Annotated in this window: 12 protein-coding genes and 1 pseudogene; 8 read left to right on the top strand and 5 right to left on the bottom strand. The window is 68.9% G+C overall.

Annotated features, from left to right (window positions below):
* Nucleotides 1–221: 221 nt before the first annotated feature.
* The 7 genes from GUY59_RS24475 (at nt 222) to GUY59_RS24440 (ending at nt 6,842) form a co-directional block, all read left to right on the top strand.
* Nucleotides 222–515 (top strand): hypothetical protein, encoded by a 294-nt coding sequence (locus tag GUY59_RS24475; RefSeq protein WP_138202318.1) that lies wholly within the window; start codon nt 222–224, stop codon nt 513–515.
* Between the two features lie 39 nt (nt 516–554).
* Nucleotides 555–857 carry a hypothetical protein gene (locus GUY59_RS24470; protein ID WP_138202317.1) on the top strand — a complete coding sequence of 101 codons (303 nt, stop codon included), beginning with the start codon at nt 555–557 and terminating at the stop codon, nt 855–857.
* A gap of 3 nt (nt 858–860) precedes the next feature.
* The gene (locus tag GUY59_RS24465) at nt 861–1,874 is read left to right on the top strand and encodes an MvdC/MvdD family ATP grasp protein (RefSeq protein ID WP_138202316.1); all 1,014 of its coding nucleotides are present in this window, start codon (nt 861–863) and stop codon (nt 1,872–1,874) included.
* A complete protein-coding gene (locus GUY59_RS24460; RefSeq protein ID WP_138202315.1) occupies nt 1,875–3,782 on the top strand; it encodes an ABC transporter ATP-binding protein in 1,908 nt (635 codons plus the stop codon).
* Nucleotides 3,783–4,247: 465 nt separating this feature from the next.
* Complete coding sequence (locus GUY59_RS24450) at nt 4,248–5,204, top strand: NADP-dependent oxidoreductase (protein ID WP_201761283.1); 957 nt, start codon at nt 4,248–4,250, stop codon at nt 5,202–5,204.
* A 333-nt stretch (nt 5,205–5,537) separates the two neighbouring features.
* Nucleotides 5,538–5,996, top strand: coding sequence for an ATP-binding protein (locus tag GUY59_RS24445; protein ID WP_138202313.1), 459 nt, complete (start codon nt 5,538–5,540; stop codon nt 5,994–5,996).
* Nucleotides 5,997–6,083: 87 nt separating this feature from the next.
* Nucleotides 6,084–6,842 (top strand): alpha/beta fold hydrolase, encoded by a 759-nt coding sequence (locus tag GUY59_RS24440; RefSeq protein ID WP_138202312.1) that lies wholly within the window; start codon nt 6,084–6,086, stop codon nt 6,840–6,842.
* 235 nt (nt 6,843–7,077) lie between these two features.
* Here GUY59_RS24440 and GUY59_RS48920 read toward each other — a convergent pair.
* Nucleotides 7,078–7,307, bottom strand: a pseudogene (locus GUY59_RS48920) (IS21 family transposase); the annotation flags it as partial.
* Between the two features lie 750 nt (nt 7,308–8,057).
* Here GUY59_RS48920 and GUY59_RS24435 point away from each other — a divergent pair.
* Nucleotides 8,058–9,089 (top strand): TerC family protein, encoded by a 1,032-nt coding sequence (locus GUY59_RS24435; protein ID WP_138202311.1) that lies wholly within the window; start codon nt 8,058–8,060, stop codon nt 9,087–9,089.
* A gap of 605 nt (nt 9,090–9,694) precedes the next feature.
* Here the strand turns inward: GUY59_RS24435 and GUY59_RS24430 are convergent.
* The 4 genes from GUY59_RS24430 to GUY59_RS24415 form a co-directional block, all read right to left on the bottom strand.
* Nucleotides 9,695–10,702, bottom strand: coding sequence for an L-threonylcarbamoyladenylate synthase (locus tag GUY59_RS24430; protein WP_171055446.1), 1,008 nt, complete (start codon nt 10,700–10,702; stop codon nt 9,695–9,697).
* 200 nt (nt 10,703–10,902) lie between these two features.
* A complete protein-coding gene (locus tag GUY59_RS24425) occupies nt 10,903–11,535 on the bottom strand; it encodes a carbonic anhydrase (RefSeq protein WP_138202309.1) in 633 nt (210 codons plus the stop codon).
* Between the two features lie 356 nt (nt 11,536–11,891).
* Nucleotides 11,892–14,594 (bottom strand): fumarate reductase/succinate dehydrogenase flavoprotein subunit, encoded by a 2,703-nt coding sequence (locus tag GUY59_RS24420; RefSeq protein ID WP_138202308.1) that lies wholly within the window; start codon nt 14,592–14,594, stop codon nt 11,892–11,894.
* Entirely contained in the window at nt 14,595–15,335 is a 741-nt protein-coding gene (locus tag GUY59_RS24415; protein ID WP_138202307.1) for an ABC transporter ATP-binding protein, read from the bottom strand. It abuts the gene before it with no gap.
* Nucleotide 15,336: the final 1 nt, after the last annotated feature.

The following is a 15,336-nucleotide window of genomic DNA, read 5'->3' as shown; positions in this document are numbered from 1 at the left end:
GTCCCCGCCCAGCACCCGCCCGTCGGTGTCCGAGGTCGTGCCAGACCGCGAGGTCTTGTCGTTTCGATCTTCTCCGAAATCATCCTCTGCGGTCATCAGCGTCACAACACCGTCGGTGACCACACCACAAGCTTTGTGTCAGGGCCAAGGCTTGATGGCCATTGACAGACATGCATTATCTGTGTCATCTTTCTCAGGAAATTCAGTGATCTTCGGGAGGCATGATCAGACGCGAGGCTGAATTGTATCGCTGGCCGACGTTTCTACGACTCGACCGTCCAGAGGTGCACGGCGGCTATCTCGTCGTTCCTGCTAAGCCGACGAGGTCGCGTGCGCGCTGCAAGGCGAGCCGTGCGGCGCCGCTCGCGTATCTGTACGAAATCGGCTCCGAATTCGAGCCGGAAAACGAACTGAGGCTGGCCGTCGGCCATTACGACGCGACCCATCTGGTCTGGTCCTTCTCCGGAGAGGTGTCAGGGCTCACTGGAATCACTGAACCAACCACATTGAGATAACAATCCCCGTAGTCGGTGCGAGACACGAAAAGGTGGCCCATGTCCAACGTCATCGCCCAGACCCCGATCCGTACCAGCCGTTCCTTCCTGTCCCCGGCCCACGCCAACATCGACCCGTCATTGATACCGGGACCTGAGGGCGACGAGCAGCCGTTCGCCTACGCCTACGCCGAGCTGTGGAATCCGGTCGTCGCCCCTGGCCCAGACCCCCAGGCCGGTCACTACGACCCTGAATCCCAGACGTGGGTTGCCCCGGAGGGGGACATCACAGCCGGATACAGCTCGTACACCTCGACGAATTACCCGAATATTGATCACATCCTCGACGACATCTGCGCCTGAGACATGGCCGTACGATCACCTGAGGTCCTGATACTCACGCAGGACTTCGATCCCACCGTCGACCCGGTCGTCCGGAGCCTCAAGTCAAAAGGGGCGAGGGTCGTCCGGGTCGACATCAGCTACTTTCCACAAAAGCTCAGTTTCACCACCTCCGACTTCGAGGGCGGGCGGCAGGTGCTCAGACACCGCGACTCCGAACTCGACCTCAGCGCGATGTCCGGCGTCTGGTACCGCCGGCCCACCACGTTCGAGTTCGGCGACGAGATGGGGGAGTCTGAGCGGCAGTTCGCCCACTACGAGGCACTGCACGGCGTCGGCGGGATCCTCCGCGCAACCGACTGCCTGTGGATCAACCGTCCCGATGTCGACGCGGTCGCCGATCTCAAGCCGTACCAACTCGCGATGGCGAAGAAGTTCGGAATACGGGTGCCCCGGACACTGCTGACTAATGACCCGGACGAGGTCGCCAAGGTGCTGGAAGGCGATGAAGGGAAACTGGTCTACAAATCCTTGAGCGGGGGCGTGATCCACTATCCCGGCGCCTTTCCGTCCGGATTGCTCACCACCGTGGTCGGTGATGAGATCCATGAGCATCTGGGCCGGGTGCGCCATACGATGTGCCAGTTCCAGGAGTACATCGAAAAGGCGTACGAGGTGCGGCTCACCGTCATCGGGAACACTTATTTCCCCGTGACGATCGACTCGCAGCGCAATGAGACGACCCATGTCGACTGGCGGGCCGCGCAGGATCAAATGCACTACGGCGACTATCGGCCGCTTCCCGAGCAGATCGTCAAGCAGACACAGGCATTGTTGGACGGACTCGGAATCGTTTATGGCGCACTGGATTTCATCGTTACACCAGATGGTGAATACGTCTTCCTGGAGGCCAATCCCACCGGCCAGTTCATGTGGATGCAGAATGACCTGGAACTCCCGATGAGCGACTGCATATCCGATCTCCTGATGGAGGGAGGGCCTTTCCAGCGCGGCGAGGTGAAACAGGTCGGCTACTGAATGAGCGATCCCGCGCTTTCGCCGGTCACCGCGGCTGGGTTCACGGAGCCGCCGCAGGTCGAAATGCGGCGGCTCCCGGGGCTCCTGGGCGGCGCGCTCAAGCTCACCTTGGCCGCGGCCCGCCGTGAGTTCCTTCTGATCACAGCGCTGCAGGCGGTTGGCGGACTTGGTCTGGTGTTGCCCATCCTCGGTGGCCGTGACCTGCTGGACAAGCTTCTGGTGGCGGAAGCGGGATTGTCGCTGGCCGGGATGCTGCTACAGGGCGCACTGATCCTCGGCCTGCTCGGCGTCATCGGCCTCGCCACCGCCGTGGCGACCTCCCGCGACGACGTCCTCAGCGAGCAGCTGAACCGCTACGCTCTGGGACGCGTCCTGGACGTCGCCTGCACCATCGAGCTGGAGCAGTTCGAGCGCCCCGAGTTTCACAACCGGCTGGAACGCGCCTCGATGAGCGCCCGGATCCGCCCGCACCAACTCACCCAGGGGCTCGCCGCGCTGACCAGCGCGGCGATGAGCACTGTGGGGATCGCACTCGCCTTGGCCGCCATCGAGCCCCTGCTGGTCCCGGCCACCCTTCTCGCAGGGGTGCCGCTGTGGTTCGCGGGCCTCAAAAGTGGACGGGTGCTCTTCGACGCGCTGTTTCGGCTTACACCCGCCGAACGCGAACGCAGCTACCTGCTCGACGTCCTGACCACCCGCCGTGCCGCGAAGGAGGTCCGCGCCTTCGGCTTAGCCGGCTATCTGCGATCACGGTGGGAACGGCGCACCGACGAGCGCTTGGCCGAGATCAGGGTGACCGCGTGGCGGCGGCTGCGGATCACCATACTGGCCCGCCTCACCAGCGGCGTCGCGCTGGGATCGGTTCTGGGCCTGGTGCTGGCAATGGCTGTGACAGGTGGGATGGCCGTTGCCGACGCCGGTGCCGCCGCCACGGCGATCCTGTTGCTCGGCGTACGGCTGCGTGGCGCCGCTGCGGGGACCGACCAGCTCTTCGAGGCGGCTCCGTTCCTGCAGGATCTGCAGGGATTCGTCGCGTTTGCCCCCGGATCATCACTGCCCCCGCAGTCGCCGAACCTTCCGCAACTCGGGAAGGCTCCGCAGGCCCCGCAGGCAGTACCGGAGCCGGTCGGCTTCAGGCGGCTCCGGGTCGAGAACTTGACTTTCCGCTACCCGTCGGGCCGACACCCCGTGCTGCGAAATGTCAGCATGGAGATCGGCGTCGGCCAGGTCGTCGCCCTGGTCGGTGAGAATGGCTCGGGGAAGACCACTTTGGCAAAACTGCTGTCGCACCTCTATCGGCCGCAGTCCGGGCGAATCCTGTACGACGACGTCGATGTGACCGCAGCCGACCCAGATCGGCTGCGCCATTCGATCGCGGTACTGTTCCAGGACTTCCAGCGTTACCTGCTCTCGGCCACCGACAACGTCGGGATGGGCCGCTGGGAGAAGGCTGACGATCGTGCCGCCGTGACGCAGGCGACCAGGGCGGCCGGTGCCCACGATTTCCTCGCCGCGCTGCCCCAGGGATATGAGTCGCTGCTGGGACCCGAGTTCGCCGGCGGCATCGACCTTTCCGGTGGGCAGTGGCAGCGTGTCGCCCTGGCGCGTGCTTTCTTCCGGGAGGCCCCGTTCATCATTCTGGACGAGCCTACCGCCACCCTCGACGCTCGGGCCGAACACCTGCTCTTCGAGCAGCTGCGCACCCTGCTGGCCGGGCGCACGGTGCTGCTCATCTCGCACCGCTTCGCCACCGTACGGATGGCCGACCACATTTACGTACTCGATGGCGGCCAGGTGGCCGAGCACGGCACGCACGACCAGCTGATGTCCGCGAGTGGGCGCTACGCCGAGCTCTTCACCCTCCAGGCCGCGGGCTACCTTGATTCTCAGCCTCGGGACTCGGGGTGATGTGGGGTGTGCCGCTCGGACTCGGCGTAATGGGCGAGTAATTGACGTGCCCTTCGACAGGGCCCGAGCTGTGAGGCAGTGTCAGGCCGTTGCGGACAACGTCGAGATCCCGGCGGAGGTTGCGGGCGAAGGAAGCCAGCGCGGTGAGTGAATCCGCGCCCACCCGGACCGCCTGATTCCCGTGTGTCACGGCCCGAGGCGGGGCCTTCGGCAACGTTCGGAATGCTGGGCTCACCCGGGAGAGTCACTTCCCGAGACACGGAGGATATGGCGGGGGTGTGTCCACGCTCCCGTGGAATTCTTGGTCCATGCGGGTGGACGATCGGCACCGGGCGTCCGGGCTGGGCGACATCAATGGCGGCTGAGCCCTGCCACTTCCCCCACACCGATCGGAAGCGGGCCGGTGCGGGATCGCCACCCGCACCTCGATTCGGCTCGGCCGAAGGGCCGAAGAAGGAGTACGTCATGACGGCGACCATGCGGGCGATCCTCCAGCACGCCTACGGCGGGCCGGAGGTGCTGCAGCTCACTGAGGTTTCCCGGCCCGAGCCGGGGGTCACCGAGGTGCTGGTACGGGTGTATGCCGCCGGGGTCAACCCGATCGACGGCAAGACCCGCGCCGGCGGCGGCTTCGCCCCCCAAGTGGGCCGGCCGCCGTTCATCCCCGGCTGGGACCTGTCGGGTGTGGTGGCGGAGATCGGCTACGGCGTGACCCGCTTCCAGCCGGGCGATGAGGTGTACGGCATGCCGAACTTCCCGCACCGTGCCGGCACGTACGCCGAGTTCGTCGCGGTGCGCTCGCGGCAGGTCGCCCGCAAGCCCGCGCGCCTGTCGCACGCGGAGGCGGCGGCGCTGCCGCTGGCGGGACTGACCGCCTGGCAGTCCCTGGTCGACACCGCTCAGGTGGGACCCGGCATGTGCGTGCTGATTCACGCGGCGGCGGGCGGTGTCGGCCATCTGGCGGTGCAGATCGCCAAGGCGCGGGGCGCGTACGTGATCGGCACCGCCCGCGCCGCCAAACACGACTTCGTGCGTTCACTGGGAGCCGATGAGGTTGTCGACTACACGGCCGTCGCGTTCGAGGAGGCCGTCGAGGCCGTGGACGTGGTGCTCGACCTCGTCGGTGGCGAGACCCGCCGCCGTTCGCTGGAGGTGCTGGCCGAAGGGGGACTGCTCATCCCGCTGCCGCGCGGGCTGGACGTCTCGCAGGAGGCGGCCGAGCGCGGCCTGCGGGTGGCGCCCCTCATCGTCGAGCCCGACTACCGCGGCCTGGAACACCTGGCCGAGCTGGCCGACTCCGGGCAACTGAAAATCAGCGTGTCCCGGGAACTGCCGCTGGCACAGGCCACCGAGGCGCACCGGTACATCGACAGCGGAAGCGCCACCGGCAAGACCGTCCTCACCGTGATCGTCCAGAGCTGACCGCGGCGCCCGGGAACATTGGCCCCTACCGCAATCTCATCCGTGCACGATCGCACGCCTGGCCGCCGCAGACTTGCTGGTGTCCAACCGCGAGATCGATCAACGCTCCACCTGGCCCAGCCCACCGTCGGCACCCACCTCTACCGTCTCTTCTCCAAGCTGGGCGGCACTTCGGCGCAACTCGGTGACCTACCGGCACTCCGTGTTCACCCCCGACCAGTGCGCCACAGTGATGGACCGCTGATCGGCCGCCGCGGCCCGCGCAACTGCGTGACCTGGGGCTGACGCCTTGACAGGCCCTGCGCCGCTATAGGGAGAAGACGTGGGCGGGCCATGCGCGCCGAGTTCGAGGCCGCCCTGCACAACGCTCCCAACGAGACCAACTGGCGCCAGACCGGCCAGCAACTGATGGCCAGCCTCGACCGGCTCCAGAACATCTTCACCGACCTGCAGACGCTGACCAAGCTCGACGCGAGCGAACCCGGGCAGCGCGAGCCCGTCGACCTGGCCGAACTGGTCACCTCCGAAACCACCGGACCGCGCTCAAAGAAGATCGTCTCCAGCCCGCAACCCGGAGTGGTCGTCACGGGCGACCGGCACAGGCTCGCCCGCATGCTCACCAACCTGCTGGACAACGCCGAGCGGCATGCCGACAGCACCGTCATCGTCACCGAGCGACGCAACAGCGAGGCCGTGCTCGAGGTACTCGACGACGGAGCGGGCATCGCACCGCTTGTGGGTTCGATATGCCCACCGCAAAGTGGGGCCACGAATCCGTATCAAGCTGGATAAATGACGGGCTAATGGCTCGGCGCTGAGGAGCTGCTCGTGTCAGCGTGTCGGTAGTCCATCGGGGCCGGTCCGGCTACCGTGCACTAGATGACTCTCTGTTACGATTCGTCGGGGGATGGTCCTGCTCTGGTGCTGCTGCATTCGGCGGTGTGCGATCGGCACATGTGGGCCCCGCAATGGCCGGCCCTGCGTGACGCGGGCTATTACGTGGTGTGGTGCGACTTCCGGGGGTTTGGCGACTCCCCGGTGGCGGACCGGCCGTACCGCGATGCCGCAGACGTCGCCGACCTCCTGGACCATCTGGGCCTCAAACGAGTTGCCCTGGTCGGGTCCTCCCACGGCGGCGAGATCGCGCTGGAGGTGGCGGCGACACGGCCGGAGGCGGTCACTGCCGTGGCATTGCTCTGTTCCGCGATGCCTGGACACGTGCCGGGCCCTGAACTGCAGTCGTTCACCGAGCGGAAGAACGCGCTGTTGGCGGCGGGCAACATCGCTGGGGCCGTCGAGTTGAACGTCATGACGTGGCTGGGCCCTGAAGCCAGCGGAGAAGTTCGGGAACAGGTCCGGCAGATGTACCGGCATGCGGTCGAGACGCATGCGGCAGCAAAGTTCGCCTCGACCGCCGCGCCGGTCGACCTGGCGCGGATCACAGCCCCTTGCCTGGCTGTGTCGGGAGCGCACGATCTCGCTGACTTCCGAGAGATCGCCGTCGGCCTGCCGGAACGAATCGCCGGCGCCCGCCACCTCGAACTGCCCTGGGCTGGCCACCTGCCCAGCCTGGAGCGACCTGCGGTGGTAACTGACTTGCTGATCCGATTCCTCGGCGAGACGGTCCCCGCTGGCTGAGGGAGAGCCAGTTTTGAGTGGGCATCTGATGATTGATTGTCGGGGTTCGTCCCAATTTCGATCTGGCCTGAGATATGGGGATTGACAGACCTTCACCACTTTCAGCCTCCCCGAGCAGGGACCATCGAGCTGGCATTTTGTCCGATGAGTCACCTCCTGCCCATCCGGTCTCGGGATGCCCTCGAATCGCCCAACCGACAGGTGCGAGCCTTCTGTGGCGACGGCTGCTAGCAGGCTTCGATTCCGGATCGGCCCCCTCGCACCAGTCCGGCCGGAAGGCGTAGTGCGTGGCGAAACGCACATAGTCGCCGGTGGGGATGACCTTATAGGCCACCACACCGGCCTTCAGGCAACCCATCCGGTCAGCCAGCACTGCCTTGGGCACTCCGCCGAGCGTCTCGAAGCACTCAGCCAGCATCGCAGCGTGGTCGCGCCGCACTGGTTGCTGGCGAACCGCACTAACCGGCCATCTGTGGGGACTTTTACGGCTCTGGCGCGAAGTGTGTGCTGTTGTGACCAGGGTTATCTTCTCGCGTCAGTAGCTGCAGAGGTTCCCGCCCCCGACTGCTGGCGGTCCGGTGGGCACTTCGCCAGGTTGACAGGCTCGGAGTTCTTCTCAGCCACGCCTTCCCGGCCAATCCGGGCGGTCCTCGACAGGCTGGCTGCGGGAGGCGGCGCGGCGGCGGACGGCGGCGTGGGACCGTCGCGGTGGAACCCACAGCGCAGCGGCGCTGATGATCACTGAAAAGATCAGTAGGATACCCACCAAAATCTCAAGCAGCACGCCGATCGACATAAGGACCCCCCCCGGCCTCGCCTGGAGATGCGGCCATGAGGACGAAGGTCTTCCCGCACCCTCCGCCTCTGCAGCCGCGTCGGCCAGGCCGCGAGCAAGATGGCAGAGGGCCATCCCGCCGGGCCTGTCCAGGCGTGCAGACCGTGATGACGACCGGGATGCCGGATGGCGGGTACTCCCCTTGCGTGCTCCTTCCACTATCGGCCCGGCTCGCGGCGCCGGTCAAACGCTTGACGATCACCATGGGAGCCGCCGAAGTGGAGCTGACCAGGGGGTTCGCCTAGCCTGGAAGGGCGAGGGGAGTACTTCCCAAGAGCCGGCCCGGTCAGTACGGGCGTGACCTCGTCCCCGGGCGGCCGCCCCGCACGGTCGTGGGTGAAGGAGACCTCGGACAGCCCTGTCGCGTTCGAGGAGGTTCCATGCCCGCCCCCACCAGTCTGATGACGGCTGCTCCGCTGGAGACGATCGGATCGCCGCAGCTGTGGGCAATCACCGTTGGCTGCCTCGCGCTGCTGCTGGGCGCGGATTTCCTCGTGACGCGGCGGCCGCATGAGGTGCGGATGCGGGAGGCGGTCGGCTGGTCGGTCTTGTACCTGGCGCTTCCTCTGCTGTTCGGCGTCTATGTGTGGCGTGCGTTCGGATCGCAGGCGTCGGTGGAGTTCTACACCGGGTACGTGGTGGAGAAGTCGCTGTCGGTGGACAACCTGTTCGTGTTCATGCTGCTGCTGTCGGCCTTCGCGGTGCCCCGCGAGCTGGCCCAGCGCGTGCTGCTGTACGGCATCATCGGGGCACTGGCGCTGCGCGCGGTCTTCATAGCCTTGGGCGCGGCAGCGCTGCAGAGAGGTACCTGGGCGTTCCTGCTGTTCGGCGCGATCCTGATCGTCACCGCGGGGAAGATCCTCGCCGACGCGCCAAGCGGCAAGGAGAAGGAGGTGGACATCTCCTCGATGCGCTCGGTCCGCCTGCTGCGGCGCTTCATGCCGGTCACCGGCGACTACCGCGGCCCTCGCCTGATGGTCCACGAGCAGGGCCGACGCGCCCTGACCCCGCTGGCGCTGGCCATCGTGGCCGTGTTCGCCACCGACATCGTCTTCGCGGTTGACTCGGTGCCCGCGGTGTACGGCGTGACCGAAGACCCCTTCCTCGTCTTCGCCACCAACGCCTTCGCCCTGCTGGGCCTGCGAGCGCTGTACTTCGTGCTGCTGGGCGTGCTGGAGAAGCTACGGCACCTCAACCACGGGCTCGGCGTCATTCTCGGTTTCATCGGGGTCAAACTCCTCCTGCACTGGGCGCACGGCATCTGGCCTGCGGTCCCAGACATCCCCACCCTGGTCTCACTCGGCGTCATCATCGTGGTCCTGACGACCGTCACGATCACCAGTGTGCACGCCAACCGCCGCGACGCCCGCCGCGATGTCCGAAGTGTCACCAGCTCACGCCCGGACGGTTGACCCCGCGTGGCGCCCCGGTTTCCGATCCGAAGCCATTCAAGACGAGCACCACCGCTTGCGGGCGCGCATCCCGCGGACACACCTGCGTGCGAGCCGCGTCTCGCAGGTCCAGTTGGTCACGGCCCCCACTGACTACCCCGAAACCGTCGGCGTTCAGGCGACGGGCGACGGGCGACGGGCGACGGGCGACGGGCGACGGGCGACGGGCGACGGGCGACGGGCGACGGGCGACGGGCGACGGGCGACGGCGGATCGGACCATACCGCGGTGGCCCGCTACGAATATCCGGGACCCGTCCGGCAGCGACTCGTGCGCTTGGTTAACAGCCATGGCTCCGGGTTGTGGCAGAGCACGGGTCCCGTATTGCCCGCGTATGGGGGCGCAGGACAAGGACGATGAACGCCTGGGCCGGACTCGGCGCTCCTCCCGGCGCGCCCTCGTGGCGTGGATACCAACGCCTGTTGGATATCCACGCCGGACCGGGATTGGAGGCCGTCCACGCGGGATCCACCCGGGCTTAGCGCTGGTACTCGTGAGTAGAGTCCCGACACCCCGTCTACGTCTGCCCAGCCGGTCATTGTCATACAGAGGGGCGGCGGTGCCGCTCACACGGCGGGCCGAGGTCCTGCGGCCCGGCGCAGGCGGTTGGCGATCGCGGCTCCCATCCCCTGCTCCGCCGGCGGGGACGCGATGATGAGGTCGCAGCCTCGCTGGTCGAGTTCGCGCAAGAAGGCGTACAGCTCGCGCGCGTAGGCGGGCATCGACGCGGGCAGCGCCACCACGGCGTGCGCTTTCACCTCGGCGTCGGCGAAGGCGGGAGGAATCAGGACGCCCACCTGGCGCCCCGATTCCTGCGCACGTTCCGCTTCGGCGATCACCTTGTCGGGCTCGACCAGGACGACCCGGGCCCGCGGCGCGTAGTGCGAGGGATGCTGGCCGGGCACCCGGATGTGGCTTGTCGCGGGGACCGCGAGCGGGCGCCCCAGTGCCGCTTGCAGGTCTTCGCGCGTCACTCCACCGGGCCGCAGGATGCTCAGGGCCTCGCCCGTGGCGTCGACGATGGTCGACTCGACACCGACCTGGCAGCACCCGCCGTCCAGCACGACGTCGACGGCGTCGCCGAGTTCGGCGCGGACGTGGCCGGCCGTGGTGGGGCTGACCGAGCCGAAGCGGTTGGCGGACGGGGCCGCGATGCCGCCGCCGAAGGCCGCCAGCAGCGCGAGCGCGACAGGATGGGCGGGCACGCGCACGGCCACCGTCTCCAGGCCGCCGGTCGTCTCCAGGGGCACCCGGCCGCCGCGCCGCAGCACCAGCGTCAACGGCCCCGGCCAGAACCGCTCGGCCAGCAGCCGCGCGGGGGCGGACACGTCCGCCACCCAGCCGCCCAGCTGCTCCGCGTCGGCGAGGTGGACGATCAGCGGGTGGGAGGGCGGACGCCCCTTGGCCTGGAAGACGCGCGTGACGGCGGCGCCGTCGGCGGCGTTGGCACCCAGCCCATAGACGGTCTCGGTCGGGAAGGCCACCAGACCTCCGCCGCGCAGCACCCCGGCCGCCCTGTCGATGGCCGCCCTGTCCACGGCCGCACTGTCGATGTCACCTGGTCTTGCCGTCATCCTCGCCATCCTTCCACTGCTGTTTGCCGCCGCATTCCGTGCGCAGCGACGCGACCGTGATCAATGACGCTCCGGTGCCCCGCCCGCGCAAGGTGGAGCAGCCGGCAGCGCCACCACCCATTCGGGGCCCAGCCCTCCTGCCCGAGCACGTGCAATGCCGTGCTCGCCCAGGCAATCCGGGCCGCCACCCGCACGCGTGTCTAGACCGCAGCCATGCTCAGGCCATGCGCTGCGACCAGCCGCGCACTGCCATCAGCCAGCCGATACGACAGGCCCACCACCGCCAGGCGGCCATCGGCCACCCGCTCGGCCAGCACGCGCGAGCGCTCCAGCAGCAGGCCTGCGCTGTGCCGGATGTGCTCATGCAGGATCTGGTCGCCCTGATCGTGTCCGGCGGCGCGGGCCGCCAGCACGCTCGGCATCACCCGCTCGACGACGTCACGGACGAACCCGGCCGGGGTGCTGCCGCCGTCGGCGGCGGCGCAGGCCGCCGCGATGGCTCCGCACGACTCATGGCCCAGGACCACGACCAGGGGGCAGCCCAGCACGCTCACCCCGAACTCGATGCTGCCCAGCACCTCGGTGCCGGCCACGTGCCCGGCCGTGCGGACCACGAACAGATCACCCAGGCCCCGGTCGAAGATGATCTCGGCGGCCAGCCGGGAATCGGAGCATCCGAACAGCACCGCGAACGGGCTCTGCGCCGGCGCGGTCTCGGCGCGGCGGGCGGCATCTTGGTTGGGGTGCTCCGGCGTACCGGCGACGAAGCGCTGGTTGCCCTCCAGCAGCATCGCCAACGCATCATCGGGCGTCAGCCTCAGGATCCCAGTCATGGCCGCAGGCTACTGGGTATCAGGCTACGGCCCACGCACCGTCCCGACGCCGGCCGCACGCGCCCCCGCGCTCGGGTTCCACCAACGCGGCCACTCGATGCCGGAAGTCTGGTCCGAGGCGCCACGGAGTCCCCGTCATGACGATCGTCCCAGCAGCTCGGCCCAGGCGGTGATCGTCGGCTTCTCCACGAGATCGGGGAAGCCAAGATGAACGCCTTGTTGATCGGCGGCCGCAGGCGATGTCCACTACGCGCAGGGCTGGGGCATGGCCTCCAACACGCCCTTCCGCCTCTGATCAACGTGACCCGGCTTCGTGGCGGGCATGAAGGCGCCGGTCATCGGGCATGACCGGTCCGTCAACGCCGGTCCTCCGGATACGCTCCCGCAGCGCGGGATCCGCTCCCGCCAGCGATCGCGCTGCGGGCGTGGGCGCGGACGTCGGCGTCCGGGTCCGACAGGGCGGCACGCAGTGCGGCGGCCACCTCGGGCCGACCCGCCCAGGGCGACAGTGCGAGCACGGCCGCCTTGCGTACGTCGAGGTTGGCGTCCGCGAGCGCGCCGACGAGCGGCCCCGACGCGACGTCCGCATCCGCGGCGGCCATGCAGCGGACCGCTCCCACGCGTACCTGCCAGTCGGGGTCGTGGATCGCCTGCGCGGCCTGGGCCTCCAGCGGGGCGCCTGTCGCGCCGGAGGCCTCCAGCGCGGCGGCGCGCACGAGCGGGTCAGGGTCGGCGGCCAGGGCAGCGAGTGCGGCGGACGGCTTGCCGATGAGGCCCAGCCCTTTGGCCGTCCACACCCGGACCTCCCGCGACGGGTCCGTGGCGGCCGCGGCCACGAGGTCGGCCTCGTCCAGCGACACCAGCCCGCGGATCACCTCGATGCGCACCCGGCGGTCGGTGTCGGCCAGCCCTGCGGCGAAGGTCTGCCGGTCGCCGAGCCGAAGGGCGCGCAGGACGTCGAGCGCGCACGCCCGGACCACGGCGTCCTGCCCGCCAAGCTGACCGGCCAGGGCCGCGCCGAGTTCGGGAGTGGCGGGCAGGACCTCGACCAGCTCCTTCAGCGCGGTGGCCGCAGCCCGCCGCACCGTGCCGTGGGTGTCGCCGAGCGCGGCGGCCAGCGCTGCTCCCGCGCCCTCGGGGACGACCTCCGTGAGCGTGGCGATGGCGGCCCGCCTGACCTTGGGGTCGGGATCAGACAGGTAGGGAGTGAGCTGCGCCGCGGTGGGCTGCTCCTCGGCCAGCCGGTTCAGCTCCAGGATGCGGGGCGAGCGGCCGACCGCGGCCCGGTCGGCACGTGTGGCGGCGGCCCGCCGCACGGTGGTGGCGGTGTGCGCGCCCAGGAGCACCGGTTCGGCGGCGGCAGGGGCGAACTCGGGCACGGGCACCACGTAGGGATCCACCGGGCGCTTGACGAATTCCATCGCGCCGTCGCCGCGCTTGCGCAGGTTCAGGTGGAACAGCCAGGTGGCGTCGTCGCGAGTGGGCAGGTCGGCCCGCTCGTGGTACAGGCCCCAGCGGCTCTCCGTACGGGTGAGCGAGGCGCGGGCCGCCATCTCGGCGCAGTCCCTGATGAAGTCGACCTCCACGCAGCGCATGAGCTCGTGCGGGGTGCGCGCGCCCATCGCCGCGATCTCCTCGCGCATCCGCTCGAAGGACTCCAGCGCGATGTCCAGTTTTGCGGCCGTCTTGGGCGGGGTGACGTAGTCGTTAACGAAGCGGCGCAGCTTGTACTCGACCTGCTGCTGGGGCGGCCCGTCGGGGTTGCGCAGCGGGCGATGGATCAGCTCGTGGGCGTCGGCGATCTGCTCCTCGGGCAGCTCGCCGGGCACGCCGGGGTGAGCGGCGGCGTGGGCGCCGGCCAGGTCGCCGAAGACGAACGCGCCGATCATGTAGTTGTGCGGAACGCAGGCCAGGTCGCCGGCCGCGTACAGGCCCGGCACCGTCGTCGCCCCGTTCTCGTCCACCCACACGCCGGAGGCTGAGTGGCCGCCGCACAGGCCGATTTCGGAGATGTGCATCTCCACGTCGTGGGTGCGGTAGTCGTGGCCGCGCCCGGCGTGGAAGGTGCCGCGGGTGGGCCGCTCGGTGGTGTGCAGGATGTTCTCCAGCGCCGAGACCGACTCCTCCGGCAGGTGGGTGAGCTTGAGGTAGATCGGGCCGCGCGCCGAGGCGATCTCGGCGGCGACCTCGGCCATCATCTGGCCCGACCAGTAGTCGGAGTCGACGAACCGCTCCCCCTTGTTGTTGACCTGGTAGCCGCCGAAGGGGTTGGCCACGTATGCACAGGCCGGGCCGTTGTAGTCCTTGATCAGCGGGTTGATCTGGAAGCATTCGATGCCGCTGAGCTCGGCACCCGCGTGGTAGGCCATGGCGTAGCCGTCACCCGCGTTGGCCGGGTTCTCGTAGGTCCCGTACAGGTAGCCGCTGGCGGGCAGGCCGAGGCGGCCGCACGCGCCGGTGGCGAGGATGACCGCGCCGGCACTCACCGTGACGAACCCCCCGGACCTGGTGTCAAAGCCCGCCACGCCGACCGCCCGGCCGCCGGAGGTGAGCACCCTGACCGGCATCACCCGGTTCTCGATGCGAACCTTCTCCCGGATGTCCCGGCGGCGCAGCACCCGATACAGAACCTTCTTGACGTCCTTGCCCTCCGGCATGGGCAGTACGTAACTGCCCGAGCGGTGAACGCGGCGCACGGCGTACTCGCCGTACTCGTCCTTCTCGAACTTGACGCCGTAGCGCTCCAGCCGCCGGACCATGTCGTGGCCCCTGGTGGCGGTCTGGTAGATCGTCTTCTGGTTGACGATCCCGTCGTTGGCCCTGGTGATCTCGGCGACATAGTCCTCGGGCGTGGCCTTGCCGGGAATGACCGCGTTGTTGACGCCGTCCATGCCCATGGCCAGGGCGCCGCTGTGGCGCACGTGCGCCTTCTCCAGCAGCAGGACGCGCGCGCCCCGCTCCGCCGCGGTGATCGCGGCCATCGTGCCCGCGGTGCCTCCGCCGACGACCAGAACCTCGCACTCCAGGTGCAGGCGGTCCTCGATCAAGGGGATCTCCATCTACAGCTCCTTCACGATCCTGTCGCGCAACCCGGCGCGTGCGTGCTCTTCCGTCCCGCGTGCGTCGAACACCGCGCGGACGCCGTGGCCGCCGATCACCGCAATCCGGTCGGCGAGCAGCAGCGCCTCGTCCACGTCGTGCGTCACGAAGACGACCGTCGCCTGGGTGTCGCCCAGCACGGCGAGCAGGACGCGCTGCATCTGGGCGCGGGTCTGGGCGTCGAGCGCGCCGAACGGCTCGTCCATCAGCACCGCGCGGGGCGCGGCCACCAGGGCGCGGGCGAGTTGCACGCGCTGACGCATGCCGCCGGACAGCTCGCGCGGCAGCTTGTCCTCGGCCCCGGCGAGGCCGACCCGCTCGATCCACTCCTGCGCCGCGGCCGCGCGCTCGCGCCGGCCCACCTTGCGGATGCGCAGGGGCAGCTCGATGTTGCGCTGGACGTTGCGCCAGGGCAGCAGCCCGTCGTCCTGGAAGACCATGGCACGCTCGGCCGAGGTGCCGGTGATCTCGGCATCGCCAGCGTGGACGCTGCCGCCCGCCGGCGGGAGCAGCCCCGCCAGGGCACGCAGCAGCGTCGACTTGCCCGAGCCCGAGGCGCCCACGACGACCAGCACCTCACCGGGCACGATCCGCAGGTCCACCTCGCGTACGACGAGGTCGCCGCCGTAGCCCAGGGACAACCTCTCCAGGGTGAACCCGAGCCCGGCCTGCGCCTGATCGGGTGGTGCCAGTGTGGTCATG

Source organism: Nonomuraea sp. K271, assembly GCF_009908215.1.
Lineage (GTDB): Bacteria > Actinomycetota > Actinomycetes > Streptosporangiales > Streptosporangiaceae > Nonomuraea > Nonomuraea longispora.
Note: the sequence above shows the minus strand (reverse complement) of the source record. Positions and strands in the feature narration are given on the sequence as shown.

Bases quoted from the DNA above. Each gene is read 5' to 3' on its own strand.
- GUY59_RS24475 (WP_138202318.1), top strand. From the start codon at position 222: ATGATCAGACGCGAGGCTGAATTGTATCGCTGGCCGACGTTTCTACGA.
- GUY59_RS24470 (WP_138202317.1), top strand. From the start codon at position 555: ATGTCCAACGTCATCGCCCAGACCCCGATCCGTACCAGCCGTTCCTTC.
- GUY59_RS24465 (WP_138202316.1), top strand. From the start codon at position 861: ATGGCCGTACGATCACCTGAGGTCCTGATACTCACGCAGGACTTCGAT.
- GUY59_RS24460 (WP_138202315.1), top strand. From the start codon at position 1,875: ATGAGCGATCCCGCGCTTTCGCCGGTCACCGCGGCTGGGTTCACGGAG.
- GUY59_RS24450 (WP_201761283.1), top strand. From the start codon at position 4,248: ATGACGGCGACCATGCGGGCGATCCTCCAGCACGCCTACGGCGGGCCG.
- GUY59_RS24445 (WP_138202313.1), top strand. From the start codon at position 5,538: ATGCGCGCCGAGTTCGAGGCCGCCCTGCACAACGCTCCCAACGAGACC.
- GUY59_RS24440 (WP_138202312.1), top strand. From the start codon at position 6,084: ATGACTCTCTGTTACGATTCGTCGGGGGATGGTCCTGCTCTGGTGCTG.
- GUY59_RS24435 (WP_138202311.1), top strand. From the start codon at position 8,058: ATGCCCGCCCCCACCAGTCTGATGACGGCTGCTCCGCTGGAGACGATC.
- GUY59_RS24430 (WP_171055446.1), bottom strand. From the start codon at position 10,702: ATGACGGCAAGACCAGGTGACATCGACAGTGCGGCCGTGGACAGGGCG.
- GUY59_RS24425 (WP_138202309.1), bottom strand. From the start codon at position 11,535: ATGACTGGGATCCTGAGGCTGACGCCCGATGATGCGTTGGCGATGCTG.
- GUY59_RS24420 (WP_138202308.1), bottom strand. From the start codon at position 14,594: ATGGAGATCCCCTTGATCGAGGACCGCCTGCACCTGGAGTGCGAGGTT.
- GUY59_RS24415 (WP_138202307.1), bottom strand. From the start codon at position 15,335: ATGACCACACTGGCACCACCCGATCAGGCGCAGGCCGGGCTCGGGTTC.